The sequence below is a fragment of the Paenirhodobacter huangdaonensis genome, assembly GCF_004022465.1.
GTDB classification, from domain to species: Bacteria; Pseudomonadota; Alphaproteobacteria; order Rhodobacterales; family Rhodobacteraceae; genus Rhodobacter; species Rhodobacter huangdaonensis.
Genome location: NZ_SAVA01000002.1, coordinates 399,258 through 425,591, shown reverse-complemented (window position 1 = coordinate 425,591; position 26,334 = coordinate 399,258). Strand labels below are relative to the sequence as shown.

The following is a 26,334-nucleotide window of genomic DNA, read 5'->3' as shown; positions in this document are numbered from 1 at the left end:
CATGCTTGCCGCAGCATGCCCGGCGGAGCGAGTGTCAGGAGTGCGGGACCTGCCAAACGTTCGCCGACAGGCAGCAGCAATATGTCAACCCGCAGTGTTCCGCTCACCAGCGGGGCAGGTTGCTTTCGGCAAACTGCCGGAAGGATATCGGCTCCCGCCCGGTCAGTTGCAGGATTTCCGGGGTGGTCCGGTCCTCGCCCCCGTCGCGAATGACCTCGTCGAGATGCGCCAGCGCCTCGGCATAGTCGCGCGGCAGGCCCTGGGCCATGTGGCGCCGCACCAGATCCGCACTCTCCAGGCTGACATGGCGGACCGGACGCGACAGCAGGCCCGAGATCACCCCTGCGACATCACCGTAGCTCAGCGCTTCCGGGCCGGTGAGAATGGCATCCCTGTTGAGCGAGGTTTCGACCGTCAGCGCCGCGACAGCCGCCGCGGCGATGTCGTCGGCGCTGATGAACCCGACGCAGCCGGTGCCGGTTGCGCTGAAGATCGCGTCGTCTTCGCGGATGGTCCGGTCGTGCGGGCCGTGCGAGAAATTCTCCATGAACCAGGACGGCCGCAGGACGGCCCATTCGGGCACGGCGCCGGCGAGCCAGGCATGAACCTCGCCCATCATCGGGCCGCCCGACGCGAATTGCGACGAGCTGAGCAGCACGAAACGCCTGGTGCCGCGGGCCATCGCGCGCTCGAGGATCGGTTGCATCAGCGCCAGATGGTCGGTGCGGTCGGTCGGCGCCACGAGATAGGCCGCAGTGCAGCCGTCGAACGCGGCGGCGGAGGCCGGGTCGGCCCAGTCGAACGGCACATCACCTGCCGCTTTCGGGCGCCGGGTTCCGATCGCCACCGGAATGCCCCGCTCTTCGAGGCGCCGGGCGACGCGGCTGCCGGTGGTGCCGGTGCCGCCCGTGACAAGAATACGCTCAGCCATGGGCCGCGTCCTCACCGGCCAGCGCCGCAACCCCGCCCTCCTCCCCGAGCGCCGCGCGCAGGATCAGCGGGTTCCAGTAGTCCCGGTATTGGGCAATGCGCCCATCCCTGAGGGTGACCACTGAAATGTAGCTCTGGTTGTAGGCCTTGCCGGTTGCCGCGCCTCGCCCGTCACAGGTGAACTCGAAGATGACCGTGTCGCCAGAGGGATAGGAGGACCTGAGCTCGAAGCCGTCGAATTCGAGCAGCGGCCCGAGCCGCTCCAGATACGCGGCCAAGCTCTCGCGCCCGTCGAGGCGACCGGGCATCCCCGGCGGGGCATAGGGAAATTCGAAGATCACATCCTCGGCAAAGAGATCAAGGAAATCGTCGGTGGAGGTCAGGCGGGGGCCGAGGGCCCCCCGCAGGACATCGCCGAAAGTGTCAAACTTGCCAGTCATGAGAAGCTCCGATAATGGTTGGAACGGTATCGTCTCGACCATACGGGGGAATCTGGATGGAACGCAAGCGTTCCGACGAAATTAAGAAACGCGCCCCGTCGGGCGCGGCGGTGCCCCGGGTCGATCTGACCGAGGCGCTTTATCGTGCGCTGTTTCTCGAATGGGCGGAGAAGGGGTTCGCGGCCGTCAGCCTCGAGCGGGTCGCCAGCCGGGCGGGGGCGGGAAAGGCGGCGATCTATCGGCGCTGGTCTTCGCGCGGGGAATTCGCCGCTGAGGCGCTCGAGGCGCTTGGCCTGCAAATGGCCGTCATCGAGGATCAGGGCTCGCTCGAGGCCGACGTGGAGGCCTTTCTCTTCCGGCTCCGCGCGGCGCTGCGGCATCCGCTGGTTCGGCGCATCCTGCCCGATATCCACGCGGAGGCGGTCCGGTCCACGGAGATGCGCAAGTTGAATGCGCGCGTGGCAGGGCAGCGGCGCAATCAGGGGCAGGCGCTCCTGTCGCGCGCCATATCGCGTGGCGAACTGCCCTCGACACTGGATCTGCAGCTCGCGCTCGACCTGCTCCCCGCGCCGCTCTACTGGCGCATGATCGTCATCGGGGTGACGCCCACGCGCGCTGAGGTGAGCAAACTGGCAGCGGCGATCACCGCGGGTCTGCGGGCAATGGGATGAACGCCAGCGCCCGGCCCTGAGCGGACGGTCGAGCATGCGCCGTCGCCGCGGTACAGCTTCCCCTTCACCGCCATCCCCCCAGAACGCAGCGAACATTCTCCCGGCGCTGGCCGGCCACTACGCCCCCCGCACCGTAACCGTCCGCTATCTGCCGAACCTGTTAGGATTGCTCCGCATTGCGCAGACTGAAAGTGATCGTAGCCGCTGCGTGGTTGTCGCCAGCATGAGGCACACTCCCACATAACTGCGTCCCGCGACACGCCAATGCTTCTTACTCGTGACTTGCCGCCAATGCCGTGGCCAACGCATCGCCCTCATAGCCATCCTGGAGGGTCGACGACGTGGCATACCTGGTCGCCGCGCAATGGCCTCGGTGTGCTAAAACATCATAGTGCCTGAGCGACTTACGACGAAGTTGGTCAGGGCCAGCCTTGGTGAAACTGCCCTTAGGCCGCTACGGCACAGTGATCTCCACCGGCGCACAACCTTGGCCACCGATGAGTGGCAGTTAGCGCCTCAAGGAAACAAGGCTCGGCTAAAGCTTGCGGCCTATCCGGCCGCAACTTGATCCCGATTTACACCCTCAGTGGGTCCAGTTCGCCCGGCGATCCGAGGCGAAGTTCTCGCCATAGCCGCGGGCGCGGATGTTGGCGGTGCGCTTGTGCGGCTCGGTCACGGCATAGTCGATGCCGCTCTCCTTGGCATAGGCCTCGGCCGCCTCGCGGGTCTCGAACTTCAGCCGCACCTGCGACTGCGTGTCGTCGGAGCTCGTCCAGCCCATCAGCGGATCGATCTCCCGCGCATCGGCGGGCTCGAAATCGAGATACCAGACCCTGGTCTTGGCCTGACCGGATTGCATCGCATTGCGGGCCGGCTGATAGATACGCGCGCGCATGGTCTTCCCCTTCTCGGAACTCGCCTTTTTCTAGTCGATCCACACGAAAGCGCAAGCCTCGAGCGCCCCGATCCGTCCGCCTCCGCATCCCTCTCGGGCGAATGCGACACCACCGGCCGGGCCGGGAAACGAGGGCCTTCGGGAAAGACCCGGCCGGCGGACCTGCATGGCAGGCCAGAACAATATGCGAACATTGCGGAACAGCCTCAAGCAAACAATCCGACAATCACCTGATTTCATTTCTAAAATTTTCAACATCAGCCGCTCCACCGGAAACCTGCGCCGGCAAGCTCTTGAAAGAGAACGAAAAGAGATCAAATATGACGGGACCGCCGCGCCCGAGCGAGGAGCCCCCATGCCGCACAACACCACCAACCAGCCCTCAGAACGCTTCGACGTGCTCACCCGCCCGAAGCTCGAGGGCGGCCGGCGCTTCGTCATGCACAGCGAATTCTCCCCGGCAGGCGATCAGCCCACCGCCATCGCCGAGCTTTCGGCGGGCGTCGAGGCGGGCGATCATGACCAGGTGCTTTTGGGCGCCACTGGCACCGGCAAGACCTTCACCATGGCGAAGGTGATCGAGCAGACGCAGCGCCCGGCGATCATCCTTGCCCCGAACAAGACGCTCGCCGCGCAATTGTACGGGGAATTCAAGGGCTTCTTCCCCGAGAACTCGGTCGAGTATTTCGTGTCCTACTACGATTACTACCAGCCCGAGGCCTATGTCGCGCGCACCGACACCTATATCGAGAAGGAATCGATGATCAACGAGCAGATCGACCGGATGCGCCACGCGGCGACCCGGGCGCTGCTCGAACGCGACGACGTGATCATCGTCGCCTCGGTCAGCTGCATCTACGGCATCGGCTCGGTCGAGACCTATTCGGCGATGACCCAGGACATGGCGGTGGGCCAGCTTTACGACCAGCGCAAGTTCCTGGCCGAGCTCATCGCGCAGCAATACAAACGCCTCGATGCCGCCTTCCAGCGCGGCGCCTTCCGGGTCAAGGGCGACACCATCGACCTGTGGCCGGCGCACCTCGAAGACCGCGCCTGGCGCTTCAGTTTCTTCGGAGAAGAACTTGAGAGCATTACGGAATTCGACCCGCTCACCGGGCAGAAGACGGACACATTCCAGCAGATCCGGATCTATGCGAACAGCCACTACGTGACACCGCGCCCGACGCTGCAGCAGGCGACGAAGCAGATCCGGGTGGAGCTTGCGCAGCGGCTCAAGCAGTTCCACGACGAGGGCAAGCTCCTCGAGGCGCAGCGGCTCGAGCAGCGCACGAATTTCGATCTCGAGATGCTCGAGGCGACCGGGATGTGCGCCGGCATCGAGAATTATTCGCGCTATCTGACCGGCCGCGGCCCGGGCGAGCCGCCGCCGACGCTGTTCGAATTCATCCCCGACAACGCGCTGGTCTTCGCCGACGAATCCCACGTCACCGTGCCGCAGATCGGCGGCATGTACCGGGGCGACTACCGGCGCAAGTTCACCCTGGCCGAGCACGGCTTCCGCCTGCCGTCGTGCATGGACAACCGCCCGCTCAAGTTCGAGGAATGGGACGCGATGCGGCCGCAGTCGGTCTTCGTCTCGGCCACCCCGGCGAAATGGGAGATGGAACAGGCCGGCGGCGTCTTCGCCGAGCAGGTGATCCGCCCGACCGGCCTGCTCGACCCCGAGATCGAGATCCGCCCGGTCGAGACCCAGGTCGACGACCTGCTCGACGAGATCCGCATCGTCGCGGCGAAGGGGCTGCGGGTGCTGTGCACCACGCTGACCAAGCGCATGGCCGAGGACCTGACCGAATACCTGCACGAACAGGGCATCCGGGTGCGCTACATGCACTCTGACATCGACACGATCGAGCGCATCGAGATCCTGCGCGACCTGCGGCTTGGCGCCTTCGACGTGCTGATCGGCATCAACCTGCTGCGCGAGGGGCTCGATATCCCGGAATGCGGGCTGGTCGCGATTCTCGACGCCGACAAGGAAGGCTTCCTGCGCTCGGAAACCTCGCTGATCCAGACCATCGGCCGCGCCGCGCGCAACGCCGACGGCCGGGTCATCATGTATGCCGACAAGATCACCGGCTCGATGGAGCGCGCGATCGGCGAGACCAACCGGCGCCGGGTGAAGCAGATGGCCTATAACGTGGAACACGGGATCACGCCGCAGACGGTGAAGAAGAACGTCGAGGACGTGCTCGCCGGTCTTTATCAGGGCGACACCGACATGGCGCGGGTCACCGCGAAGATCGATGCGCCGAAGGTCGGCGCGAATCTCGAGGCCCATCTTGCCGATCTGCGGTCGCGGATGCGCAAGGCGGCCGAGAACCTCGAATTCGAGGAGGCGGCACGGCTGCGCGACGAGGTGAAGCGGCTCGAGGCGGTGGAACTGACCATCGCCGACGATCCGCTGGTGCGCCAGGAGGCAGTCGACGAGGCCGTCGAGGCGGCGGTGAAGGTGCGTGGCCGCTCGACCGCCGGGCGGCCGGGCCAGCGCGGCGGGGTCAAGCGGCCGAAGAAGCGCTGAGGCGGATCAGCCGCGCGCGAAGAGCACGTCGAGCAGCGCCTCGACCTCGTCGCTCGCCGGACCGCGGCGCGCGGCCTCGAGCGCACCGAGCCCCTGCCCCAGCGTCTCGGCATAGACGACGCGATGCGCCAGCACCGGCTCCAGCAGCTCGCCCTCGAGCTTCTCGGCCGCCGAGCGCACCTCGCCGTCCAGGCGGGTGCCGCGCTTCACCCGGTTCAGCACCAGTTTCGGCTGCTTGCCCTCGCGCCGGGCAAGGTCGAGCACGCCCTCGGTCGCCCACAGATCGACAAGGCTCGCCGAGATCGGCACCAGCACCATATCCGCCTCGCGCAGCGCCGGGCGCAGGTCGCTGTCGACCTTCGGCGGGGTGTCGATGATCACCACGTCGACCAGCTTCTTCAGCTTCTCGACCTCGTAGCTCACCCCCCAGGCAGAGGAGGTGGAGAACTCGAGCCCGGCCTCGCCCAGCGTCTCGCGCCGGGTCATGAACCAGCGGCCGAGCGAGCCCTGCGGGTCCGTGTCGAGCAGCGCGACGCTTGCGCCCCGCTTCAGCAGCGCCACCGCAAGGTTCACCGCGAGCGTGGTCTTGCCAGCGCCCCCCTTCTGCTGCGCGACCGTGATTACCGTGCCTGCCATTCTTCCCCCCGCCTCGTATCCGTGACTTGCCGCACCGCAGCACAAACCCGGGCGTCGCGCAAGGCAGGCGGCACCCGTGGCATGGAGAATACGGGTTTTCGCCCGGCGCGGTGTCAGAAAACGGCGCCGACCTCGTACATCACCGGCTCGAAGCTGCGGCACAGCGTGGCGATGTGGCGGTTGCGCGTGATCATCTCGGGGGTGCGCAACATCGCCTGATAGTCGCCGCGCTTTTTCCATTTCGAATAATTCGCGATCCGCGTCTGCGCGTCGTTCATGTGCAGCCCTGCCCCAAGGAATCCCGGCTGGTGGCGGATGCAGTTCTCATAGGCATCCTCGAGCGCGGCCATCAGCTCGGCCGCAGTGGCGGGGGTCATCTCGAAGGTGCAGATCACCGTCTGCCCGTCGAAATCCGTCGTGATTTCGGTCATATGTCGGTCCTCCCTCGGCCCATCCTGCCACGGCTGCGACAAAAAATCACGCGCCGCGCGTCGGCGCGGGGGCCGGCCGGGGCGCGCCGCGCGGAAGATGACAGCCGTGCAACAGATTTGTTGCAACGCGCCCGGAATCGGGCAAGTCTTGCCCCGCTGGTCAAAACTTGACGGCCGAAAGGCGCTCGTGTCGCGAGACTGTCACAGAAGGCGCCTAGGTGCATGCTGCAGCCCATCCCGGGCCCAGGCTTCCGACAACGGGGAGAAACCGAATGACGATGAAACCGATGCACTGGCTTGCAGGCGCCGCCGCGCTGCTCGCCACCACCGCGCTCGTCCACGCCGAAGACATGACCGCGCTCGAGGCGGCGGCGAAGGCCGAAGGCATGCTGACCACCATCGCGCTGCCGCATGACTGGTGCGGCTATGGCGCGGTGATCGACGGCTTCAAGGCCAAGTATCCCGATATCAAGGTGAACGAGCTGAACCCCGACGCGGGCTCGGCCGATGAACTCGAGGCGATCCGCGCCAACAAGGGCAACACCGGCCCGCAGGCTCCCGACGTGATCGACGTCGGTCTGAGCTTCGGCCCGCAGGCCAAGGAAGAAGGGCTGATCCAGCCCTACAAGGTCTCGGGCTGGGACGAGATCCCGGACACCATCAAGGACGCCGACGGCTACTGGTATGGCGACTATTACGGCGTCATGTCGTTCATGGTGAACAAGGACCTCGTCGACACCGTGCCGACCGACTGGTCCGACCTGCTGAAATCCGACTACGCCGGCCAGGTGGCGCTCGCGGGCGATCCGCGCGCCTCGAACCAGGCGATTCTCGCGGTGCTCGCCGCCGGCATGTCCGAGGGCGGCAAGGCCGGCAAGGACGCCGGCGAGAAGGGCCTCGGCTTCTTCAAGAAGCTGAACGACGAGAAGAACTTCGTTCCGGTGATCGGCAAGGCCGGCACGCTTGCGCAGGGCGCGACGCCGATCGTGGTGATGTGGGACTACAACGCGCTCGCGGCCCGCGACACGCTCGCCGGCAACCCGCCGGTCGAGGTCGTGGTGCCGGCCTCGGGCGTGCTTGCCGGTGTCTACGTGCAGGCGATCTCGGCCCATGCGCCGCATCCGAACGCGGCGAAGCTGTGGATGGAATACATCTACTCGGACGAGGGCCAGAACCTCTGGCTGAAGGGCTATTGCCACCCGGCGCGCTTCAACGCGATGGCCGCCGCCGGCAAGGTCCCGCAGGAGCTGATCGACGCCCTGCCGCCGGCCGAAAGCTATGCCAAGGCCTATTTCCCCTCGCTCGACGAGCAGGGCGCGAACAAGGAAGCGGTCGTCGCCGGCTGGGACAAGGTCGTCGGCGCGAACGTCCAGTAAATCGGGGCCTCTCGCCCCTCGTGCCGCCCCCGTTATCGGGGGCGGCCTTTGCCTTTCCGAACGGACGGACCCGTGAGCGATACCCCTCCCCCTGCCCGCCGGCGCCTGCCCCTGACCTGGCTCGGGCTTGCGCCCTTCGCGCTTTTTGTCGCGCTGTTCCTGATCGCGCCGACGATGAAGATCGTGCTCGGCGCCTTCCAGCGCGCCGACGGCAGCTTCACCTTCGAAAACATCGCCGGGCTGTTCACCGATTCGATCCTGTCGAGCTACTGGATCTCGATCAAGATCTCGGTCGCCTCGGCGGCGCTTGGCTGTCTTGTCGGCTTCCTGATGGCGGCGGCGATGGTGCTCGGCGGGCTGCCGCGGTCGATCCGCTCGCCGCTGCTGACCTTCTCGGGCGTCGCCTCGAACTTCGCCGGCGTGCCGCTCGCCTTCGCCTTCCTCGCCACGCTCGGGCCGCTTGGCCTGGTGACGCTGGCGCTGAAGACGCATCTGGGCATCAACCTGCGGGTCTACGGCTTCAACATCCTCAGCTTCTGGGGCCTGACCATCACCTATCTGTTCTTCCAGATCCCGCTGATGATCCTGATCATCACCCCCGCGCTTGACGGGCTCAAGCGCGAGTGGCGCGAGGCCGCCTCCTGCCTCGGCGCCTCGGGGGCGCAATACTGGCGGATGGTGGCGTTGCCGATCCTCTTCCCCTCGATCCTCGGCACCTTCGCGCTGCTCTTCGCCAATGCCTTCGGCGCGGTGGCGACGGCGATCGCGCTGACCGGCTCGAGCCTGAACATCGTGCCGATCATGCTTTTCGCGCAGATCCGCGGCGACGTGCTCGGCAACCCGCATCTGGGCTATGCCATGGCCTTCGGCATGATCCTGATCACCGGCGTGGCAAACGTGCTCTATATCGTTTTGCGCATGCGCTCCGAGAGGTGGCTGAAATGAAACGCGCTGCCGCCTGGGCGATCCTGCTTCTCGGGATGGCCTATTTCATCCTGCCGCTTCTCGGCATGGTCGAGTTCTCGCTGTCGATGAAGCGCGGGATCTACAGCCTCGAGGCCTATCGCGTCGTGCTGGCCGATCCGCGCTTTCGCGAGACCTTCAGCTTCTCCGTGGGGATGGCGCTGCTGACCATCGCCGTCGGCATGGCGATCGTGGTGCCCACCGCCTTCTGGGTGCGGCTGAAGATGCCGGGGCTGCGGCCCTATGTCGAGTTCGTCACCCTGCTGCCGCTCGTCATCCCGGCGATCGTCATCGTCTTCGGCTATATCCGGCTTTACAACACCTCGAGCGTGCTGCCGCTGACCGGCACGATCTTCGGCACCAACCTGCTGCTGGTCTTCGGCTATGTCACCCTGTCGCTGCCCTACATGTATCGCGCCGTCGATACCGGGCTGCGCACCATCGACGTCGCCACCCTGACCGAGGCGGCACAGTCGCTCGGCGCGGGCTGGGGCACGATCCTGGCCCGGGTGATCCTGCCCAATGTTCTCGTCTCCGTCCTCTCGGGCGCCTTCGTGACCTTCGCCATCGTGATGGGCGAGTTCACCATGGCGGCCCTGCTCAACCGGCCGGCCTTCGGCCCCTATCTGCAGCTGATGGGCGCCAACCGCGCCTACGAGCCCTTCGCGCTGGCGACCATCGCCTTCGTCATCACCTGGGCCTGCATGGGGCTGATCCAGCTCGTCACCCGATTCTCGAAACACGACAAGGCTGCGCGATGACCTTCCTCACCCTCTCTCACCTCGAAAAGAGCTTCGGGCCGACCCGTGTGGTGAAGGATTTCAACCTCACCGTCGAGCAGGGCGAGTTCATCTCGCTGCTTGGCCCCTCGGGCTGCGGCAAGACCACGGTGCTGCGCATGGTCGCGGGCTTCGAGACGCCGAGCTCGGGGTCGATCGCGATCGACGGCGCCGACATGGTGCGGCTGCGCGCGAACGCGCGCAACATCGGCATGGTGTTCCAGGCCTATGCGCTGTTTCCGAACCTGACCGTGGCGCAGAACGTCGGCTTCGGGCTGAAGGTGAAGGGCACGCCGGCGAAGGAGATCGCCGGGCGGGTCGAGGAGATGCTCGACCTGATCGGCCTGCCCGATCTGGGCGGGCGCTATCCGTTCCAGCTCTCGGGCGGGCAGCAGCAGCGCGTGGCGCTTGCCCGCGCGCTGGCGCCGCGGCCGCGGGTGCTGCTGCTCGATGAACCGCTCTCGGCGCTCGATGCGAAGATCCGGGTGTCGCTGCGCAACGAGATCCGCGCGATCCAGCGCCGGCTCGGCATCACCACGATCTTCGTGACGCATGACCAGGAAGAGGCGCTGTCGATGTCGGACCGGATCGTCGTCATGCATCAGGGCGTGGCCGATCAGGTCGGCACGCCGTTCGAGATCTACAACACCCCCGCCACCCGCTTCGTCGCGGGCTTCGTCGGCACGCTGAACACGATCGAGGCCGAGGTGAAGGATGGCGCGACCGGGCGCGTGGCACTCGCCGGCACCGAGGTGGTGCTGCACCGCCCCCTGCCCGCGGGCCATGTCACGCTGGGGCTGCGCCCCGAGGCGGTGCGGCTGGGGCAAGGCGCCTGCGAGCTTGGCCTGTCGGGTCAGATCACCGAGGTCGATTTCCTCGGCTCGGTGATCCGGCTGCGCGCCGATCTCGGTGGCCAGAGCCTGGCGTTCGACACCTTCAACGCCGCCCATTCGGTGCCGCCGCGGGTCGGCGAGACCGTGGTGCTGGGGCTGAATGCCGCGGATCTGATGGTGATCGGCGCCTGAAGCGAGGGGGCGCTGCCCCCTCGGCCCTCACGGGCCTCACCCCCGGGATATTTGCCGCGATTGGAAGCCATGGCGAAAGCGCCTGCAACGTGACAGCGACGCGCGCTCACGTGATCCGGACCGGTGATTTTCGGGGAGGGTGCGCGGGCAGGAGAGCCGGGCGCGCGGGGCGGCTCTGGTGCCACCAGAGATGTTCCCCGGCTGACGTCGGGGAACGGAATTTCAGGTCTTCGTCGAGCGTTCCGGGCGCCGATCCGGCGCCCGCAGCCGGCAATCAGGCAAGAGCCAGATCGCGCGCCGACTGACGGCCGTCACGGCCGGTCTCGATTTCGAAGGTCACCTTCTGGCCGTCGGCCAGGTGCGGGATGCCGGCGCGTTCAACGGCCGAGATGTGGACGAAGATGTCCTTGTCGCCGCTGTCCGGCTGGATGAAGCCGAAGCCCTTGGTGGAATTGAACCATTTCACGGTGCCCTTGGCCATCGCGAGATCTCCTTGATGTTTGCTGCCCACGGAATTGCGACAGCCCGGCTTGGTCAGATCGAAAAGCAGACTGAAGCCGATGAAGGAGACAGGTGCGGTCGGAACAACGTAGCGACGTCAAACATAAGGCATCATTTTCGTGTTGCAAGAGATTTTTTCGCAACTTTTGCGATGCCGCCGCAGATTTCCGGCCTGCCACCAAAACAGGCAGGGCTCCTGTCATTCGCGCAAAGCGCCGCCCCGTGAGATTGTAACGGACGGTCAAAATCCATCCGCCGTTGACAGCCGCGCGGGGCCGGGCCGAGCCTTGCCCGCAACGCAAGAAAAACCAGACCACGACAGGGGATGTGAATGACCGGCAGGCGCATGCGGCGGCGGAGGCACTGATGCCCGCCGCGCTGATATCCTATGTGCATCTGATCGACGGGCTGACCCGCAGGCTCGGCCGCGTCGCGATGTACCTGCTCTATGCAATGATGGCGATCCTGCTGTGGTCGTCCTTCACCAAGATCCTGCACATTCCGGCGATCTGGACGCTCGAGATGGCGCAGTTCACCCTCGTCGCCTATTACATGCTGGGGGCGCCCTGGGCGCTGCAGACCGATGCCAATGTGCGCATGGACCTGCTCTATTCCCGCTTCTCGACGAAGGGACGGGCGGGCTGGGACGTGTTCACCGTCTTCTGCCTGATGTTCTATCTGGGCGTGATGCTCTGGGGCGCGCTCGACTCGACGGCCTATTCCGTCGAGGTCGGCGAGCGCAACCCGACCGCCTGGCGCCCGGTGCTCTGGCCGATCAAGGGGATCATCAGCCTGTCCTTCGCGCTGATGCTGCTGCAGGCGGTGTCGATCCTGATCCGCGACGTGGCTACCCTGCGCGGGGAGAAGATCTGATGGATCACAACACCATCGCGATCCTGATGTTCTCGACGATGCTCCTGATGATGATCACCGGGCAGCGGGTGTTCGGCGCAATCGGCTTCGTCGCCGTCATCGCGGCGCTGGCCCTTTGGGGGCCGGGCGGCACCGACATGGGCTTTTCCGCGGTGATGAAACTGATGAAATGGACGCCGCTGCTGACCCTGCCGATGTTCGTCTTCATGGGCTATGTGATGAGCGAGAGCCGGCTTGCCGAAGATCTCTACCGGATGTTCCACGTCTGGTTCGGCCCCCTGCCCGGCGGACTTGCGATCGGGACGATCCTGCTGATGGTGATGATCTCGGTGATGAACGGGCTCTCGGTTGCCGGCATGGCGATCGGCGCCACCATCGCCCTGCCGGAACTCGTGCGGCGCGGCTATGACCGGCTGATGATCTCGGGGGTGATCCAGGCGGGATCGAGCCTCGGCATCCTGATCCCGCCCTCGGTGGTGCTGGTGCTGTTCTCGCTGATCGCGCGGCAGCCGGTGTCGAACCTGTGGCTCGCGGGCGCGGTGCCCGGGATGCTGATGGCGGCGCTCTTCGTCCTTTACATCGTCATCCGCTGCAAGCTGAACCCCGCCCTTGCCCCGCCGATGCCGGCTGAGGAGCGCGCGCTGATTTCCTGGCCCGAACGGTTCCGGCTGCTGCGCGCCGGGCTGCTGCCGGTCTTCATCTTCGTCGCGATGATGGTGCCGTTCCTCAATGGCTGGGCAAGCCTGACCGAGGCCTCGGTGATCGGCGCGCTTGCCTCGGTCGCCGCGGCGCTGGTCAAGGGCCGCTTCACCCGGGCGGTGTTCGAGACCGCGACGCGGCAGACGCTGATGATCACCGTGATGTTCATGATGATCATCACCGCGGCGCTCTCTTTCGGGGCGGTCTTCGACGGGCTCGGCGCGGGCCGCGCGATCAACAACTTCTTCCTGAACAGCCTCGGCCTTGCGCCCTGGCAGGTGCTGGTGCTGATGCAGGCGAGCTTTCTGGTGATGGGGATGTTCCTCGACGACACCGCAATGCTGGTGATCGTGGCGCCGGTCTATGTCAGCCTTGCGAAAAGCCTGGGCTTCGATCTCGTCTGGTATGGCGTGCTCTACACCATCACCTGCCAGATCGCCTATCTGACGCCACCCTTCGGCTACAACCTGTTCCTGATGAAGGCGATGGCGCCGCCCGAGTTCACCCTGCCGGTGATCTATCGCTCGGTCTTCCCCTTCGTCCTCGTGATGATCCTGACACTGGTGCTGGTGATGGTCTTCCCCGAGCTCGCGCTGTGGCTGCCGCGCGAGGTGCTGGGCCGCTGAGCCCCCCGCAATCCCCCCCCCCCCGACAATCGCAACGACCCCGAAACGGGGCATTCGACCAACAAGGAGAGACAGATGACGACGACCAGACGGAAATTCCTGACGACCGGCGCCGTGGGTGCGGCGGCGGCGGGGCTCGCCGCGCCGGCGGTGGCGCAGGAAAAGGCGATCAAGTGGCGGCTGCAGACCTATGCCGGCCCGGCGCTGGCCGAGGAGGTGGTGAAGCCCGCGATCGAGGCCTTCAACACCATCGCCAACGGCCAGATGGAGATCGAGCTTTACACCTCGGACCAGCTGGTGCCGACGGCCGAGCTGTTCCGCGCGATGCAGAACGGCACGATCGACGCGGTGCAGTCCGACGACGATTCGATGGCCTCGCCCACCGAGGTCACCGTGTTCGGCGGCTATTTCCCCTTCGCGCTGCGCTATTCGCTCGACGTGCCCGCGCTCTTCAACTCCTGGGGGCTGAAAGAGATCTGGGAAGAGGAATACGCCAAGGTCGGGATCAAGCACATCTCGGCGGGCTCCTGGGACCCGTGCAACTTCAACATGAAGGAGCCGATCACCAGCCTCGCCGACCTGAACGGCAAGCGCGTCTTCACCTTCCCGACCGCGGGCCGCTTCCTCGCGCAATTCGGCGTGGTGCCGGTCACCCTGCCCTGGGAAGATGTCGAGGTCGCGCTGCAAACGGGCGAGCTCGACGGCCTCGCCTGGTCGGGGATCACCGAGGATTACACCTCGGGCTGGTCGAAGGTGGCGCCCTATTTCCTGACGAACAACATCTCGGGCGCCTGGATCGGCCATTTCTTCGCCAATATGGACCGCTGGAACGAGGTGCCCGACCACCTCAAGCAGCTGATGCAGACCTGCTTCGACCAGTCGCACTATCACCGGCAATGGTGGTATTGGGCGGGCGAGGCGAAACTGCGCGTCGAGGGGGCGGACATGAAGCTGACCTCGATCCCGGCCGAGGATTACGCCAAGATGGAAGCGGCCGCGCACAAATTCTGGGACGAGATCGCCGCCGAGAGCCCGCTGAAGACAAAGGTCGTCGAGATCATCAAGAAATACAACGAAACCATGGTCAAGGCCGGCCAGCCCTACCGCTACGGCTGAGCCGCGGGGGCGGGTCCGCGGGCGGGCCCGTCCCGACAAGACGGGGACCGAAAAGACACTGGCGCGGCGGCAAGGGACGCAAGGCCGCCGCGCCGGTATCTGTCCGCCCTGGCCGGCAGCGCTGGCAAGCCGAGGGCCGGGCGGGCATCCGATTCTCCCGCGGGAACGGCGTTCATGATATCATGTATTTTCGATGTTTCATTGGGGCGGATTGCCGCAACGCCACCCGGTGATTGAGAAACTGCCGCAAGGTGATGCAGCCGCGCCAGAGACGGCAGGGTTTTGCCGCCGGCCAAGGCTTTCCTCTCGCTCCCATGAGAAAAGCCGGTATAACTGGCGCAAAGACGGCGGAGGGAAGCGTGACGGTCTCGAGCATTCAGCGCAAACGCAGACGCAGGGCAAAGGTTGCGGGGGCACTTGGCGCATTCTCGGTGGCGGCTGGCATTGCCGCTCCGGCGGGCCACGCCGAACCGCTGATCGGGCAGAGCCGCAACACCTTCGGCATGGCCGGCCTGATCGACATGCCGACGGCCGAGGTGCGCCCCGATGGCGAGCTTGGCCTGTCGCTGATGGGGCTGACCGACGGCACCATGCGTAACACGCTGACCTTCCAGATCACGCCGCGCCTGACCGGCGCCTTCCGCTATTCGAAGGTGCCCGGGCTGATGCCGAAGGACGACGGCACCGGCCGCTATGAAGCGCTCTACGACCGCTCCTTCGACCTGCGCTTCCAGTTCCTCGACGAAGGCAAGTGGGGCTGGACCCCGGCGATGGCGATCGGGTTGCAGGACTTCATCGGCACCGGCGTCTATTCCTCGGAATACATCGTTGCGACGAAAAGCTTCGGGCCGAAGCTGCGGGTCAGCGGCGGCCTCGGCTGGGGCCGGCTCGGCTCCTTCGGCTCGATCGGCTCGACCGGCACCCGCCCCGGGTATGACGTCACCAGCACCGGCGGCAAGTTCAACTCCGGCTCCTGGTTCAAGGGCGATTTCGCGCCGTTCTTCGGCATCTCCTATGCCGCGACCGACCGGCTGACGCTGAAGGCCGAATATTCCTCGGACGCCTATGCCAAGGAAGCCCAGCTCGACGGGTTCGAGCGCAACAGCTCGATCAACTTCGCCGCCGACTACCAGGTGAGCGAATTCTTCGGCGTGCAGCTTTACTACATGTACGGCGAGAAGGTCGGCCTGCAATTCGTGCGCAACATCGACCCGCACTCGCCGCCGTTCCCCTCGGGGATCGAGAAGGCGCCGCTGCCGGTGCGGCCGCGCCCTGCCCCCGCCGCCGATCCCGAGGGCTGGTCGGGGGCCTGGGCCGCCGACCCCGAGGTGCATCCGGGCATCCAGAAGGCCCTTGCGGCAAGCCTCGCCAAGGACGGCCAGATCCTCGAATCGATGTCGCTCAGCGCGACCCGGGCCGAGCTGCGCGTGCGCAACGAGACCTACGGCGCCGAACCGCAGGCGATCGGCCATGTCGCACGGATGGCGACGCGCGCGCTGCCGCCCTCGGTCGAGACGATCGTGGTGACGCCGGTGCAGAAAGGCATGGCTCTGTCCTCGGTCACCTTCCGCCGCTCGGATCTCGAGCGGATGGAGAACACCAACTCCTACGACATGCTGCCGCAGGTCGCGATCACCGCCGCGCCGCAGGACGCGCCGGGGCTCGTGCGCAGCGATGCCGTCTATCCGCGGTTCCAGTGGGCGCTGACGCCCTATGCCGAAGCCTCGATCTTCGACCCGGACAACCCGTTCCGCCTCGACGTGGGCGCCGAGCTTTCGGCGCGCTACGAGATGGCGCCGGGGTTCGTGCTGTCGGGCACGGTGCGGCAGAAGGTCGTCGGCAACCTCGAGGACAGCACGCGGGTGTCGAACTCGGTGGTGCAGCACGTGCGCTCCGATCTCGCCGAATACCAGAAGAACGGCGATCTCGCGATCCAGCGCCTGACGCTGGCGAAATACGGCCATCTGAGCGAGAACCTCTATACCCGCGTCAGCGCCGGCTATCTCGAGCGGATGTATGCGGGCGTCTCGGGCGAAGTGCTCTGGGCCCCGGTCGACAGCCGCCTCGCCCTCGGGATCGAGGCGAACTGGGCCAAGCAGCGCGACTTCGACCAGCATTTCGGCCTGCAGGACTATTCCACCGTCACCGGCCATGTCTCGGCCTATTACGACATCGGCAAGGGCTATACCGCCGAGCTCGACGTCGGCCGCTACCTCGCCAAGGACTGGGGCGCGACGATCGCCATCGACCGCGAATTCGAGAACGGCTGGAGCGTGGGCGCCTTCGCGACCTTCACCGACATGTCCTCGGATGATTTCGGCGAAGGCTCGTTCGACAAGGGCATCCGCCTGACGATCCCGGTCGCCTGGACCACCGGCCGGCCCTCGGTCAACAAGCTGAAGACCACGATCCGCCCGCTGATGCGCGACGGCGGCGCGCGGCTCGACATCGACGGCCGGCTCTACGAGACCGTGCGCATGGCACATACCGGCGACCTTTACGACAGCTGGGGGAGATTCTGGCGATGACGGGCCTTCGGAGCCGGGCGCTCGCCCTGGCCGCAGTGATCGGTCTGGGCGGGCTCGCCGCCTGTGGCTCGGACACCAACCAGACCGAGAACAGCCGCATGGCCGGCGAGTCGATCAAGCAGATCTTCTCCACCTTCAAGCGTGACAAGACCGTGGCCGCCGCCCCCGATGCCGAGGCGATGGCGCGCTCGTCACTCGAGCTGAACAAGGGCCCGCTGATCCTTCTGTCGCAGGAGACGCCGAAGAACGTCTCGATCCTCGGGATGATCGGCGAAAACGGCACGATGCGCACCTATGCCACGCCTTCGATGCAGGCGGTGATCCTGCGCGGCGGGATGCTGGCCGGCACGCGCGGGCTCGGCTTCGACATGATGTCGGCCGAGGTCGAGCAGACCGGGCGGCTGATCCGCGCCCGCACGCCCGGCACCGGCAAGAAGGTGATCCGCTATCTCGACGGGCTCGGGCTCGAGCGGCCGATCCCGCTCGACTGCACGGTCAGCGTCGGCGCCGACACCAGCTATCCCTTCGCCGGGCAGACCTGGTCGGGCCGGCAGGTGGTCGAGCATTGCGAGGGGCTGGGGATGAAGATGGACGACACCTTCATCGTTTCGGCCGCGGGCCAGATCGTCGCCTCGCGGCAGTGGATCTCGCCGCAGCTCGGCTATGTCACGATCCAGACCGTGCGGCCCTGAGCGCCGCACCATCCCCCGAAACGACAAGGGCGCGCCGATGGCGCGCCTTTTGCATGTCGGGCCCTGCCCCGTCGCGCCACACCTCTTGCGGGGCACGAAAATGAACAGGGCCGGAAAGCGATGCTTTCCGGCCCCTTTCGAGATCCCGAAGGATCGTCGAAATTAGTTCGACGACGCGGCGACCGCGATGCCGACGAGCAGCAGCGCCGGGATCAGGATGCCGGCGTTCGACGACGACGACTGTTTCACGACGACCGGTTCGGCCTCGACGACCGGAGCGGTGTAGCCGCCGGCGAAAGCGGTCGAAGCCGACAGGCCGAGGGCCAGGGCGATGGTAGCGAGCTTTTTCATAGTAATCTCCGTCATTACTTTTGACAGCCGCCTTGTTTGGCAGCATCGGGGCGAGATTTGCACAGGCAGTGTGACTTGCAAAGAGAGAATCTCGCTCGGGGATGCGCAGTGGGGCCGAACTGTTGCACTTTGGCACGAGTTTCCCCAGCCGTGGTCCTCCGCACCAGACACGCTCGCGTGATCCCCCGGATCCCTTGCGGAAATCCGCGTGATTCCGGGTGTTTGTCCGGACCGTGGACGCCCGCGCTACGACTCAGCTGCGGCGGCGGACAAGCAGCGAAACGGCGAAGAGCACCGCCGCCGCGGCGACGATCGACGGCCCGGCCGGCGCGTCCCAACGCAGCGAGGCGGCAAGCCCGGCCAGAACCGAGAGGCTGCCGACTGCCGTCGCGCCGAGCGCCATCACCTCGGGCCCGCGCGCGAGCTGCCGCGCCGCGGCCGCAGGCAGGATCAGCAGCGCCGAGATCAGCAATGCGCCGACGATCTTGATCGCCACCGCGACGGTCAGCGCGAGGGCCAGCGTCAGCACCAGCTGTTCGGCCCGCGGGTTCAGCCCCGAGGCCTGGGCCAGTTCCTCGTTCACCGTGGCGGTGAGCAGCCCCTGCCAGCGCCAGGCGAGCAGCAGCGCGACCAGCGCCGAGCCGGCCCAGATGATGCCGACATCGGCGCGGCTCACCGCCAGGATGTCGCCGAAGAGATAGGCGCTCAGATCGACGCGCAGCCCCGAGATGAAGGAGGCGGCGACCAGACCGAAGGCGAGCGCCGCATGGGCCAGCACACCAAGCATCGTGTCCATCGCATGGCCGCGCCCCGACAGGATCGCCACGGTGACCGCCATGGCGAGCGCCACGGCGAGCGTGCCGACATAGACCGACAGGCCGAAGCCGAAGCTGAGCGCCACTCCCAGAATCGCGGCATGGGCCGTCGCGTCGCCGAAATAGGCCATGCGCCGCCACACCACGAAAGAGCCGAGCGGCCCGGTGGCGAGCGTCAGGCCGATGCCGGCAAGCCCGGCACGCATCAGGAAATCGTCAAGCATGATCGTGCTCGTGGCTGTGGGGATGGGCGCAATGCGGCGCGCTCGGATCGTGGCCGTGGCCCTCATCCGCCTCGTGGTCGTGATCGTGGACGTGGCGGTACAGCGCGAAGGCGCCACCGGTGCCGAGCCCGAAGAGCGCGCGGTATTCCGGCGCCGCGGAGACCACACGCGGCGTGCCGGCGCAGCAGACATGACCGTTCAGGCAGATCACCCGGTCCGAGGCCGACATCACCACATGCAGGTCGTGGCTGACCATCAGCACGGCGCTGCCGGTCTCGCCGCGAACCTCCTCGATCAGCTTGTAGAAGGCCGCGGTGCCGGGCTGGTCAAGGCCCTGCGTCGGCTCGTCGAGGATCAGGATGTCGGGCCGCGCCAGCAGCGCGCGCGCCAGCAGCACGCGCTGGAACTGCCCGCCCGACAGCCGCGAGATCTGCCGCCCGCCAAGCCCCGGCACGCCGGTGCGCATCAGCGCCGCCTCGGCCGAGGCATCGTCCACCCGCCGCGGCAGCGACAGGAAGCGGCGCACGGTCATCGGCAGGCTCGGGTCGATGTGCAGCTTTTGCGGCACGTAGCCGATCACCAGATCCTCGCGCCGGCGCACCGTGCCGCGGGCCAGCGGCTCGAGCCCGATCAGCGCGCGGATCAGCGTCGACTTGCCCGAGCCGTTCGGCCCGACGACGGTGACGATCTCGCCGGGCGCGATGGTGAAGTCGACGTCCGACAGCACCTCGGCCTCGCCATGGCGGACGCTGAGGCCGGTGGCGGTGATGAGCGGGATCATGGCGCTTCCTTCCCGGCGCAGGCAGGGCACAGGCCAAGCGCCTCGATATTCGCGCGTTCGATGGTGAAGCCAAGCGCGGCAGCAGCCTCGTCCAGCGCCGCCCGCACCGGCGCGCCGGGCGCCTCGGCGACGCTGTCGCAGGCGCGGCAGATCAGGAAGACCGGCGCATGCACCTCGCCCGGGTGCATGCAGGCGGCAAAGGCATTGAGCCGCCGCACCCGATGCGCCAGCCCGTTCTCGACCAGGAACTCGAGCGCGCGATAGGCGACGGGCGGCTGGTTGCCGAAGCCCTCGGCGGCAAGCCGGTCGAGCATCTCATAGGCCCCCATGGCGCGATGCGACTCGAGCAAGATCTCAAGCGTGCGGCGCCGCACCGGGGTCAGCCGCGCGCCGCGCCGTGCCGCCTCGGCCTCGGCCCGCGCCAGCGTTTCGCCCATGCAGGCGCTGTGGTCATGCGTCGCGAAGGCCGCCGCGGCATCGGGATCGGATTCGTTGTTCATGTTATCTTATCACATTTCCCTTGACGCGTTACGATATAACATAAATAACCGGAGCCCCGATCACAAGAGATGAAGAGGTTCCTCATGCGCTCTCCCCTGTTGCTTGCCGCCCTGCTGGGGGGCACCGCCCTGCCCGGCCTCGCCTGGGCCGAGGTGCCGAAGGTGGTGACCGACCTGCCCGCGGTGCAGTCGCTCGCACTGCAGGTGATGGGCGATCTCGGCCCGGTCGAGGTGCTGCTCGAACAGGGCGCGAATGCGCACAGCTATCAGATGAAGCCGTCGCAGGCGCGCGCCCTCGAACAGGCGGATCTGGTGCTCTGGGTCGGGGCCGAGATGACCCCCTGGCTCGACCGCGCGATCACCTCGGTCGCGCCCGATGCGCATGTGCTGTCGCTGCTGCATGCCGAGGGCACGCACCGGCAGGACTTCGCCGCACCGCATGACCACGAGGACGAGCACGGGGCGGATGAGCACGCGGCCGACGCACATGACCATGCCGCCGAGGGCGCGGATGCGCATGGCGACGAGGATGAGGACGGCCACGTCCATGCCGGCCTCGACCCGCACGCCTGGCTCGACCCGGCGAATGCCGAGCTCTGGCTTGGCCTGATCGCGGACGAATTCAGCCGCCTCGATCCCGAGCATGCCGCGACCTATGCCGCCAATGCCGCGGCCGCAAAGGCGAAGATCGCCACGCTCGACGCCACGCTGACGGCCGAGCTTGCGCCGGTGAAGGACCGCCCCTTCGTCGTCTTCCATGCCGCCTACGGCTATTTCGCCGACCATTACGGGCTGAAGGTCGCGGGCGCGATCGCACTGGGTGACGCGACCGATCCGGGGGCCGCGCATCTGGCCGAGCTGCGCGCCGACCTGACCGCCGACGGCGTCGTCTGCGCCTTCCCCGAGGCCCAGCATGACACCCGCCCGGCCGAGCGGCTGATCGAGGGCACCGGCGTCAAGCTCGGCGGCGCGCTCGATCCCTCGGGCAGCACGCTGAGCTATGGCGCGGACCTCTACGAGCGGCTGATGCAGGGCCTTGCCGACACGATTTCGGGCTGCCTCGCCGGTTAAGCTGCGACGCGGCATCGGGGCGCAGGGCAGAGGGCGACAAGCCCGCAAAGCCCTGCTAGAACCGGGGGCGAAGGAGACCGCGAATGCCTGCCACCCCGCCCCCGGATCTTGCCCGCCTCTTTGCCGAAGCGGCTCCCCGCTTCGGCCTCAGCCGCCCCGCCGGCGCCTGTTTCGCCGCGATCTGGCGCGCCGCGCAGGCGCCCTCGGCCGAGGATCTGGTGACGATCCTCGGTCTGTCCCGTTCCAACGTCTCGGTGGCACTGAAAGAACTGCGCGAGCGCGGCCTGATCCAGGCGGCGCGCAGCTTCGGCTCGCGCAAGGATTACTTCGTCGCCGATCCCGACCCCTGGGCGCTGCTGCGCGCGCTGCTGATCGAGCGTCAGCGCCGCGATCTCGCGCCTTTGGCCGAACGGCTTGCGGCACTGGCGGAGGGCTCGGACGACCCGCGTCTCGCGCCGCTGGCGCAGATGGTGCAGAGCGCCGACGACTGGTTCGCGCGGCTTGCCCGCCATGATGCGGCCGAGCTTGCCCAGCTGATGCAGGCGGGCGAGCTGCCGAAGAAGAAGAAAAAGAAGAACCGCGACTGAGCGCCCGGAAGGCGCGGTGCGGCGGCGGGCGGGGACGCCCCCGCCCTGCCCCTGTCAGCCCTGCATCTCGACGCCGAGATGGCGCGCGACGGTGAAGATGTCCTTGTCGCCACGGCCCGAAAGGCAGGCCACGATGATGTGGTCCCTGGGCAGGGTCGGCGCGATCTTCTTCACATGGGCCAGCGCGTGGCTCGGCTCCAGCGCCGGGATGATGCCCTCGGTCCGGCACAGCATCTGGAAGGCGTCGAGCGCCTCCATGTCGGTCACCGAGACATAGTCCGCGCGGCCGATGTCATGCAGCCAGGCATGCTCCGGCCCGATCCCCGGATAGTCGAGCCCGGCCGAGATCGAATGCCCTTCGAGGATCTGGCCGTCCTCGTCCTGCAGCAGATAGGTGCGGTTGCCGTGCAGCACGCCCGGGCGCCCGCCGGTGAGCGAGGCGCAATGCTCCATCCGCGCGTCGACGCCATGGCCGCCGGCCTCGACGCCGATGATCTTCACCGAAGGGTCGTCGAGGAACGGATAGAACAGCCCCATCGCGTTCGAGCCGCCGCCGATTGCCGCGATCAGCGTGTCGGGCAGCCGGCCCTCGCCTTCGAGCTCTTCAAGCTGCCAGCGGGTTTCCTTGCCGATCACCGACTGGAAATCGCGCACCATCGCCGGATAGGGATGCGGGCCCGCCACCGTGCCGATGCAATAGAAGGTGTCGCGCACATTGGTGACCCAATCGCGCAGCGCATCGTTCATCGCGTCCTTCAGCGTGCCGCGGCCCGAGGTCACCGGGTGCACCTCGGCGCCCAGAAGCCGCATCCGGAACACGTTCGGCGCCTGCCGCTCGACATCGGTCGCGCCCATGTAGACGACGCATTTCAGCCCGAACTTGGCGCAGACCGTCGCCGTCGCCACGCCGTGCTGACCGGCGCCGGTCTCGGCGATGATCCGGGTCTTGCCCATGCGGCGGGCGAGCAGGATCTGCCCCAGCACGTTGTTGATCTTATGCGCGCCGGTGTGGTTCAGCTCCTCGCGCTTGAGATAGATCTTGGCGCCGCCCAGCTCCTCGGTCAGCCGCTCGGCGAAATAGAGCGGCGAGGGCCGGCCGACATAGTATTTCCACAGATACTCCATCTCGGCCCAGAATTCCGGGTCGGTCTTGGCGTGTTCGTATTGCGCCTCGAGCTCCAGGATCAGCGGCATCAGCGTTTCGGAGACGAAACGCCCGCCGAAAATGCCGAAGCGCCCGTTCTCGTCCGGGCCGGTCATGAAGCTGTTGGGAAGGTCCTCGGCCATCGTCACTCCTTAAATCCAAACTCGGACTTTAGCATCCGATAGAGTTGCAGCGCGGCGGCCTCATCGAACTGAAGCGTTTGGCTCAGTTTGCCGGGAATTTCGCGCGACACCGAACCATAGGTGTTCAATTGCAGCACTCTCTTCCCATCGAATTCGCCGACCATATACTTGCACGGAAGTTGCGTCGGATGCACAGACCGAAGAGTCCGGTCAGTCTCTTTTTCAAGAGAAACAACGAGCGCCATCGTCTCACCTCGCGCGTTCAGTCGAGCTTGCGTTTATAGCCAAAGTGGCTGCGGGTAAAGCCAAGCCGCTCGTAGAAGGCGTGGGCCCGGGTGCGCGAGACATGGGTGGTCAGCTGCATCACGACGGCCCCCGCAGCCCGGGCACGCGCCTCGGCATCAGCCATCAGCGCGGCACCGATCCCCTGCCCGCGCAGCCCGGCTGCGACCCGCACCGCCTCGATCTGCGCGCGCCGGGGCGCGGCAAGCGAAAGCCCCGTGAGGACCGAGAGCTGATAGGTGGCGACGATCTGCCCCGCGTCATCGGTGCCGACGATCAGCCGGGTGACGCCCTGCGCCACCATCTCGTGCCAGAGCGCAAGTGCCACCTCGGGCGCCATCGGTTGCGGATCGGCATCGCGGCGGTCGTCGGAAAGCAGCGCCAGCACCGGCGCAAGGTCGGCCTCGCCCGCCTCGCGCCAGCAGATCATCCCTGCGCCGCCGCGACGAAGGCCCGGATCAGCTCTGCATCCTTCTCGCCCGGCAGGCTCTCGACGCCGGAGCTGACATCGACCTGCGTCGCGCCGGTCAGGCGCACCGCCTCGGCGACGTTCTCGGGGGTGAGACCGCCCGCCAGCATCCAGGGCCGCGTCCAGCTGCGCCCGGCGATCAGCTGCCAGTCGAAGGGCAACCCGTTGCCGCCCGGCAGCGCCGCGCCCGCAGGCGCCTTGGCATCGACGAGGATCTGGTCCGCCACCGCCTCGTAGGCCTCGAGATGGGGCAGGTCCTCGGCGGTCGAGACCCCCACCGCCTTCATCACCGGCAGCCCGGCGCGGGCGCGCAGCTCGGCCACCCGCTCGGGGCTTTCGTGGCCATGGAGCTGCACCAGATCGAGTGGCACCTGCGCCAGCACCTCATCGAGGAAGGCATCGCTCGGATCGACGAACAGCCCGACCTTGGCGACGCCGAAGGGGACGTCGAGCGCGAGGTCGCGCGCCACCTCGGCCGAGACGTTGCGCGGCGATTTCGGGAAGAAGACGAAGCCCACATAGGCCGCGCCCGCCGCCACGGCGGCCGCGACATGGGAGGGCCGGCTGAGCCCGCAGATCTTTACCCGCGTGCCGCCCGGGCGGCCCCGATTGACTGCGATCGTCACCATTTCAGCGCGCGGTCTTGTCGAGAAGCGCCAGGACCTCGTCCTTCGGCGCCTCGTGGGTGGTCTTCAGCCGCTCCAGCTCGCCCTCGAGCCAGGCGGCATGGCGTGCCGTCTTCGCCGCGCCCGAACGGATGCGGTGCTCGCGCATCCATTCCCAGACGAAGCCCAGCAGCAGCCCGATCAGCAGGCTGGCGAAGATCACCAGGAACAGCGGCAGCTGCACCGCCCAGGTGAAGCCGAGGAATTCCCCGGTCTCGGGCGCCAGCAGCCGCAGCGTCACCGGGGCGCGATTGGCAAGCGCGATGGCCACCAGCAGCACGGCGAGCACGCCGAGCAGCAGGAAGCGCAGGTATTTCATCATCTCAGTCCGCCTCTCCGTTCAGCCGGTCGCGCAGCAGCTTGCCGGTCTTGAAGAAGGGCACATGCTTTTCCTCGACATCGACGGCATCGCCGGTGCGCGGGTTGCGGCCGGTGCGCGCGTCGCGCTTCTTCACCGAGAAGGCGCCGAAGCCGCGCAGCTCGACCCGGTCACCGCGCGCCATGGCCTCGATGACTTCCTCGAAGATCGTGTTGACGATCTTCTCGACGTCGCGCTGGAAGAGATGCGGGTTTTCCTCTGAGATCTTCGCGATCAGCTCGGACCGGATCATGCGTGCGTTCCCCCAAGGGTGTCCGGGTGGCAGCCCCGGTACTGGATTCTTCCCGGACTATACGAAGAATTTTTTCCAGCACAAACAGCAAAGGCTTGGAAAGGCGTGGGATTCAGCGCGGTGCGGCGAGGTGCCGCCGTCCCTGCCCGATGCAATGGCGAATGCAGGCGCAGAAAACCGGGGGGGAAACCGGGGGGAAAGGCGGTGGCGGCGGGAACCGGGGCGAATCGCCCGAGGGGAAGGGGCACGGGCCGCAGGCGCGGCCCTCCGGCACACCGGGGGCCGCCCCCTCCCCCGCCCTTGCTTTCCGCAGACCGGATCGGCCCGGAGCCCGCGCCGGTTCCGAAAGCCGCGTGCCGCGTGCGTCTCGCAGCGGATGGCCGGGCACGCTGACCGCGGATGCCCCGCACGGCGACCGGCGGCGTCAGCGCCCCGTCCCGGGGGCCGCCGAGCGTGCCCCCGCTTCCAGCCCGGCCAGCCAGGCCTTCAGCCCCGCGCCCACCGGCCCGCGCAGCTCGGGCGGCAAAGCCGCCAGCAGCCGGTGCTGGTTGGCGACGTGATCGGTGACGACGCGGTCGATCAGCGCCAGCCCCTGCGGCGTAAGCTGCACGATCGAGCCGCGCCCGTCGGCCGGGTTCGGCCGCCGCTCGATCAGCCCCTCGGCCTCGAGCCGGTCGAGCCGGTTCGTCATCGTCCCCGAGGCGACCATCGTCCAGTCCATCAGCTCCGAGGGGCTGAGCGCATGGGGCGCCCCGGCGCGGCGCAGCGTCGCCAGCACGTCAAAGCTCGCCGCGGTCAGGCCATGGGCGCGGAACACCGCGGTCAGCTCCTCTGACAGCAGATCGGTCAGCCGCTTCAGCCGGCCAAGCAGCCCCATCGGCCCGGTGTCCAGATCCGGCCGCTCGCGGGCCCATTGCGCAAGGATGTCATCGACGCGGTCCATGCGGCGGATCTAGGCGAAAACTATCTTG

The 26,334-nt window shown here is 67.1% G+C and carries 30 protein-coding genes; 13 read left to right on the top strand and 17 right to left on the bottom strand.

Annotated features, from left to right (window positions below):
• Window positions 1-103 precede the first annotated feature (103 nt).
• Window positions 104-931: an NAD(P)H-binding protein gene (locus EOW66_RS05175; RefSeq protein ID WP_128155361.1), complete on the bottom strand. Its 828-nt coding sequence runs from the start codon at window positions 929-931 to the stop codon at window positions 104-106.
• A complete protein-coding gene (locus tag EOW66_RS05170; protein WP_128155359.1) occupies window positions 924-1,370 on the bottom strand; it encodes a nuclear transport factor 2 family protein in 447 nt (148 codons plus the stop codon). Before EOW66_RS05170 ends, EOW66_RS05175 begins: the two co-directional genes overlap by 8 nt.
• Before the next feature lie 56 nt (window positions 1,371-1,426).
• Here EOW66_RS05170 and EOW66_RS05165 point away from each other — a divergent pair, with 56 nt between their 5' ends.
• A complete protein-coding gene (locus tag EOW66_RS05165) occupies window positions 1,427-2,041 on the top strand; it encodes a TetR/AcrR family transcriptional regulator (RefSeq protein WP_128155358.1) in 615 nt (204 codons plus the stop codon).
• A 583-nt stretch (window positions 2,042-2,624) separates the two neighbouring features.
• Here the strand turns inward: EOW66_RS05165 and EOW66_RS05160 are convergent.
• Entirely contained in the window at window positions 2,625-2,936 is a 312-nt protein-coding gene (locus tag EOW66_RS05160) for an ETC complex I subunit (RefSeq protein WP_128155356.1), read from the bottom strand.
• Between the two features lie 355 nt (window positions 2,937-3,291).
• Between EOW66_RS05160 and uvrB the strand changes: the two genes are divergently transcribed.
• Entirely contained in the window at window positions 3,292-5,475 is a 2,184-nt protein-coding gene (uvrB, locus tag EOW66_RS05155) for an excinuclease ABC subunit UvrB (RefSeq protein WP_128155354.1), read from the top strand.
• Between the two features lie 6 nt (window positions 5,476-5,481).
• Here uvrB and parA read toward each other — a convergent pair whose 3' ends face one another.
• Window positions 5,482-6,111 (bottom strand): ParA family partition ATPase, encoded by a 630-nt coding sequence (parA, locus tag EOW66_RS05150; protein WP_128155352.1) that lies wholly within the window; start codon window positions 6,109-6,111, stop codon window positions 5,482-5,484.
• Between the two features lie 113 nt (window positions 6,112-6,224).
• Window positions 6,225-6,542 carry an antibiotic biosynthesis monooxygenase family protein gene (locus tag EOW66_RS05145; protein ID WP_128155350.1) on the bottom strand — a complete coding sequence of 106 codons (318 nt, stop codon included), beginning with the start codon at window positions 6,540-6,542 and terminating at the stop codon, window positions 6,225-6,227.
• Between the two features lie 272 nt (window positions 6,543-6,814).
• Between EOW66_RS05145 and EOW66_RS05140 the strand changes: the two genes are divergently transcribed.
• From EOW66_RS05140 to EOW66_RS05125, 4 genes are all read left to right on the top strand, one after another.
• The gene (locus EOW66_RS05140) at window positions 6,815-7,918 is read left to right on the top strand and encodes an ABC transporter substrate-binding protein (protein ID WP_206363665.1); all 1,104 of its coding nucleotides are present in this window, start codon (window positions 6,815-6,817) and stop codon (window positions 7,916-7,918) included.
• A gap of 72 nt (window positions 7,919-7,990) precedes the next feature.
• Window positions 7,991-8,863, top strand: coding sequence for an ABC transporter permease (locus tag EOW66_RS05135; protein WP_128155348.1), 873 nt, complete (start codon window positions 7,991-7,993; stop codon window positions 8,861-8,863).
• A complete protein-coding gene (locus EOW66_RS05130; RefSeq protein ID WP_113899308.1) occupies window positions 8,860-9,642 on the top strand; it encodes an ABC transporter permease in 783 nt (260 codons plus the stop codon). Before EOW66_RS05135 ends, EOW66_RS05130 begins: the two co-directional genes overlap by 4 nt.
• Window positions 9,639-10,685 carry an ABC transporter ATP-binding protein gene (locus EOW66_RS05125; RefSeq protein ID WP_128155346.1) on the top strand — a complete coding sequence of 349 codons (1,047 nt, stop codon included), beginning with the start codon at window positions 9,639-9,641 and terminating at the stop codon, window positions 10,683-10,685. The genes EOW66_RS05130 and EOW66_RS05125 overlap by 4 nt, the downstream gene beginning before the upstream one ends.
• A 274-nt stretch (window positions 10,686-10,959) precedes the next feature.
• Here the strand turns inward: EOW66_RS05125 and EOW66_RS05120 are convergent, their stop codons facing one another.
• Window positions 10,960-11,166 carry a cold-shock protein gene (locus EOW66_RS05120; RefSeq protein WP_113899484.1) on the bottom strand — a complete coding sequence of 69 codons (207 nt, stop codon included), beginning with the start codon at window positions 11,164-11,166 and terminating at the stop codon, window positions 10,960-10,962.
• A gap of 386 nt (window positions 11,167-11,552) precedes the next feature.
• Between EOW66_RS05120 and EOW66_RS05115 the strand changes: the two genes are divergently transcribed.
• The 5 genes from EOW66_RS05115 to EOW66_RS05095 all read left to right on the top strand — a co-directional run bounded on the left by EOW66_RS05115 (window position 11,553) and on the right by EOW66_RS05095 (window position 17,720).
• Entirely contained in the window at window positions 11,553-12,059 is a 507-nt protein-coding gene (locus EOW66_RS05115; RefSeq protein ID WP_128155344.1) for a TRAP transporter small permease subunit, read from the top strand.
• Window positions 12,059-13,384: a TRAP transporter large permease gene (locus EOW66_RS05110; protein ID WP_128155343.1), complete on the top strand. Its 1,326-nt coding sequence runs from the start codon at window positions 12,059-12,061 to the stop codon at window positions 13,382-13,384. Before EOW66_RS05115 ends, EOW66_RS05110 begins: the two co-directional genes overlap by 1 nt.
• A gap of 75 nt (window positions 13,385-13,459) precedes the next feature.
• Complete coding sequence (locus tag EOW66_RS05105; RefSeq protein ID WP_128155341.1) at window positions 13,460-14,500, top strand: TRAP transporter substrate-binding protein; 1,041 nt, start codon at window positions 13,460-13,462, stop codon at window positions 14,498-14,500.
• A 359-nt stretch (window positions 14,501-14,859) separates the two neighbouring features.
• Window positions 14,860-17,028, top strand: a complete 2,169-nt coding sequence (locus tag EOW66_RS05100) for a YjbH domain-containing protein (RefSeq protein WP_239017499.1) — start codon at window positions 14,860-14,862, stop codon at window positions 17,026-17,028.
• Window positions 17,025-17,720, top strand: coding sequence for a YjbF family lipoprotein (locus tag EOW66_RS05095; protein ID WP_128155338.1), 696 nt, complete (start codon window positions 17,025-17,027; stop codon window positions 17,718-17,720). The genes EOW66_RS05100 and EOW66_RS05095 overlap by 4 nt, the downstream gene beginning before the upstream one ends.
• Before the next feature lie 162 nt (window positions 17,721-17,882).
• Here EOW66_RS05095 and EOW66_RS05090 read toward each other — a convergent pair whose 3' ends face one another.
• From EOW66_RS05090 to EOW66_RS05075, 4 genes are all read right to left on the bottom strand, one after another.
• A complete protein-coding gene (locus EOW66_RS05090; protein ID WP_164879952.1) occupies window positions 17,883-18,071 on the bottom strand; it encodes a hypothetical protein in 189 nt (62 codons plus the stop codon).
• A gap of 253 nt (window positions 18,072-18,324) precedes the next feature.
• On the bottom strand, window positions 18,325-19,110 hold the full coding sequence (locus EOW66_RS05085) for a metal ABC transporter permease (RefSeq protein WP_128155336.1): 786 nt from the start codon (window positions 19,108-19,110) through the stop codon (window positions 18,325-18,327).
• Window positions 19,103-19,891, bottom strand: a complete 789-nt coding sequence (locus tag EOW66_RS05080; RefSeq protein ID WP_128155334.1) for a metal ABC transporter ATP-binding protein — start codon at window positions 19,889-19,891, stop codon at window positions 19,103-19,105. Before EOW66_RS05080 ends, EOW66_RS05085 begins: the two co-directional genes overlap by 8 nt.
• A complete protein-coding gene (locus EOW66_RS05075; RefSeq protein WP_128155332.1) occupies window positions 19,888-20,391 on the bottom strand; it encodes a Fur family transcriptional regulator in 504 nt (167 codons plus the stop codon). The genes EOW66_RS05080 and EOW66_RS05075 overlap by 4 nt, the downstream gene beginning before the upstream one ends.
• Window positions 20,392-20,475: 84 nt before the next feature.
• Here EOW66_RS05075 and EOW66_RS05070 point away from each other — a divergent pair, with 84 nt between their 5' ends.
• Both EOW66_RS05070 and EOW66_RS05065 read left to right on the top strand, forming a co-directional pair.
• Window positions 20,476-21,462: a zinc ABC transporter substrate-binding protein gene (locus tag EOW66_RS05070; RefSeq protein ID WP_128155331.1), complete on the top strand. Its 987-nt coding sequence runs from the start codon at window positions 20,476-20,478 to the stop codon at window positions 21,460-21,462.
• An 83-nt stretch (window positions 21,463-21,545) separates the two neighbouring features.
• Entirely contained in the window at window positions 21,546-22,049 is a 504-nt protein-coding gene (locus EOW66_RS05065; RefSeq protein WP_128155330.1) for a GbsR/MarR family transcriptional regulator, read from the top strand.
• Between the two features lie 54 nt (window positions 22,050-22,103).
• On the opposite strand, the gene trpB is transcribed toward EOW66_RS05065, so the two are convergent.
• The 7 genes from trpB to EOW66_RS05030 form a co-directional block, all read right to left on the bottom strand.
• Entirely contained in the window at window positions 22,104-23,336 is a 1,233-nt protein-coding gene (gene trpB, locus EOW66_RS05060; protein ID WP_128155328.1) for a tryptophan synthase subunit beta, read from the bottom strand.
• A 2-nt stretch (window positions 23,337-23,338) separates the two neighbouring features.
• Window positions 23,339-23,581 carry a hypothetical protein gene (locus tag EOW66_RS05055; RefSeq protein WP_128155327.1) on the bottom strand — a complete coding sequence of 81 codons (243 nt, stop codon included), beginning with the start codon at window positions 23,579-23,581 and terminating at the stop codon, window positions 23,339-23,341.
• Window positions 23,582-23,598: 17 nt separating this feature from the next.
• Window positions 23,599-24,048, bottom strand: a complete 450-nt coding sequence (locus EOW66_RS05050; protein WP_128155326.1) for a GNAT family N-acetyltransferase — start codon at window positions 24,046-24,048, stop codon at window positions 23,599-23,601.
• Window positions 24,045-24,716: a phosphoribosylanthranilate isomerase gene (locus EOW66_RS05045; protein WP_128155324.1), complete on the bottom strand. Its 672-nt coding sequence runs from the start codon at window positions 24,714-24,716 to the stop codon at window positions 24,045-24,047. Before EOW66_RS05045 ends, EOW66_RS05050 begins: the two co-directional genes overlap by 4 nt.
• 1 nt (window position 24,717) lies before the next feature.
• A complete protein-coding gene (locus EOW66_RS05040) occupies window positions 24,718-25,074 on the bottom strand; it encodes a LapA family protein (protein ID WP_239017498.1) in 357 nt (118 codons plus the stop codon).
• A gap of 1 nt (window position 25,075) precedes the next feature.
• Window positions 25,076-25,363 carry an integration host factor subunit beta gene (gene ihfB, locus EOW66_RS05035; RefSeq protein WP_128155323.1) on the bottom strand — a complete coding sequence of 96 codons (288 nt, stop codon included), beginning with the start codon at window positions 25,361-25,363 and terminating at the stop codon, window positions 25,076-25,078.
• A 424-nt stretch (window positions 25,364-25,787) separates the two neighbouring features.
• Window positions 25,788-26,306, bottom strand: coding sequence for a MarR family winged helix-turn-helix transcriptional regulator (locus EOW66_RS05030; protein ID WP_128155321.1), 519 nt, complete (start codon window positions 26,304-26,306; stop codon window positions 25,788-25,790).
• Between the last annotated feature and the right edge of the window lie 28 nt (window positions 26,307-26,334).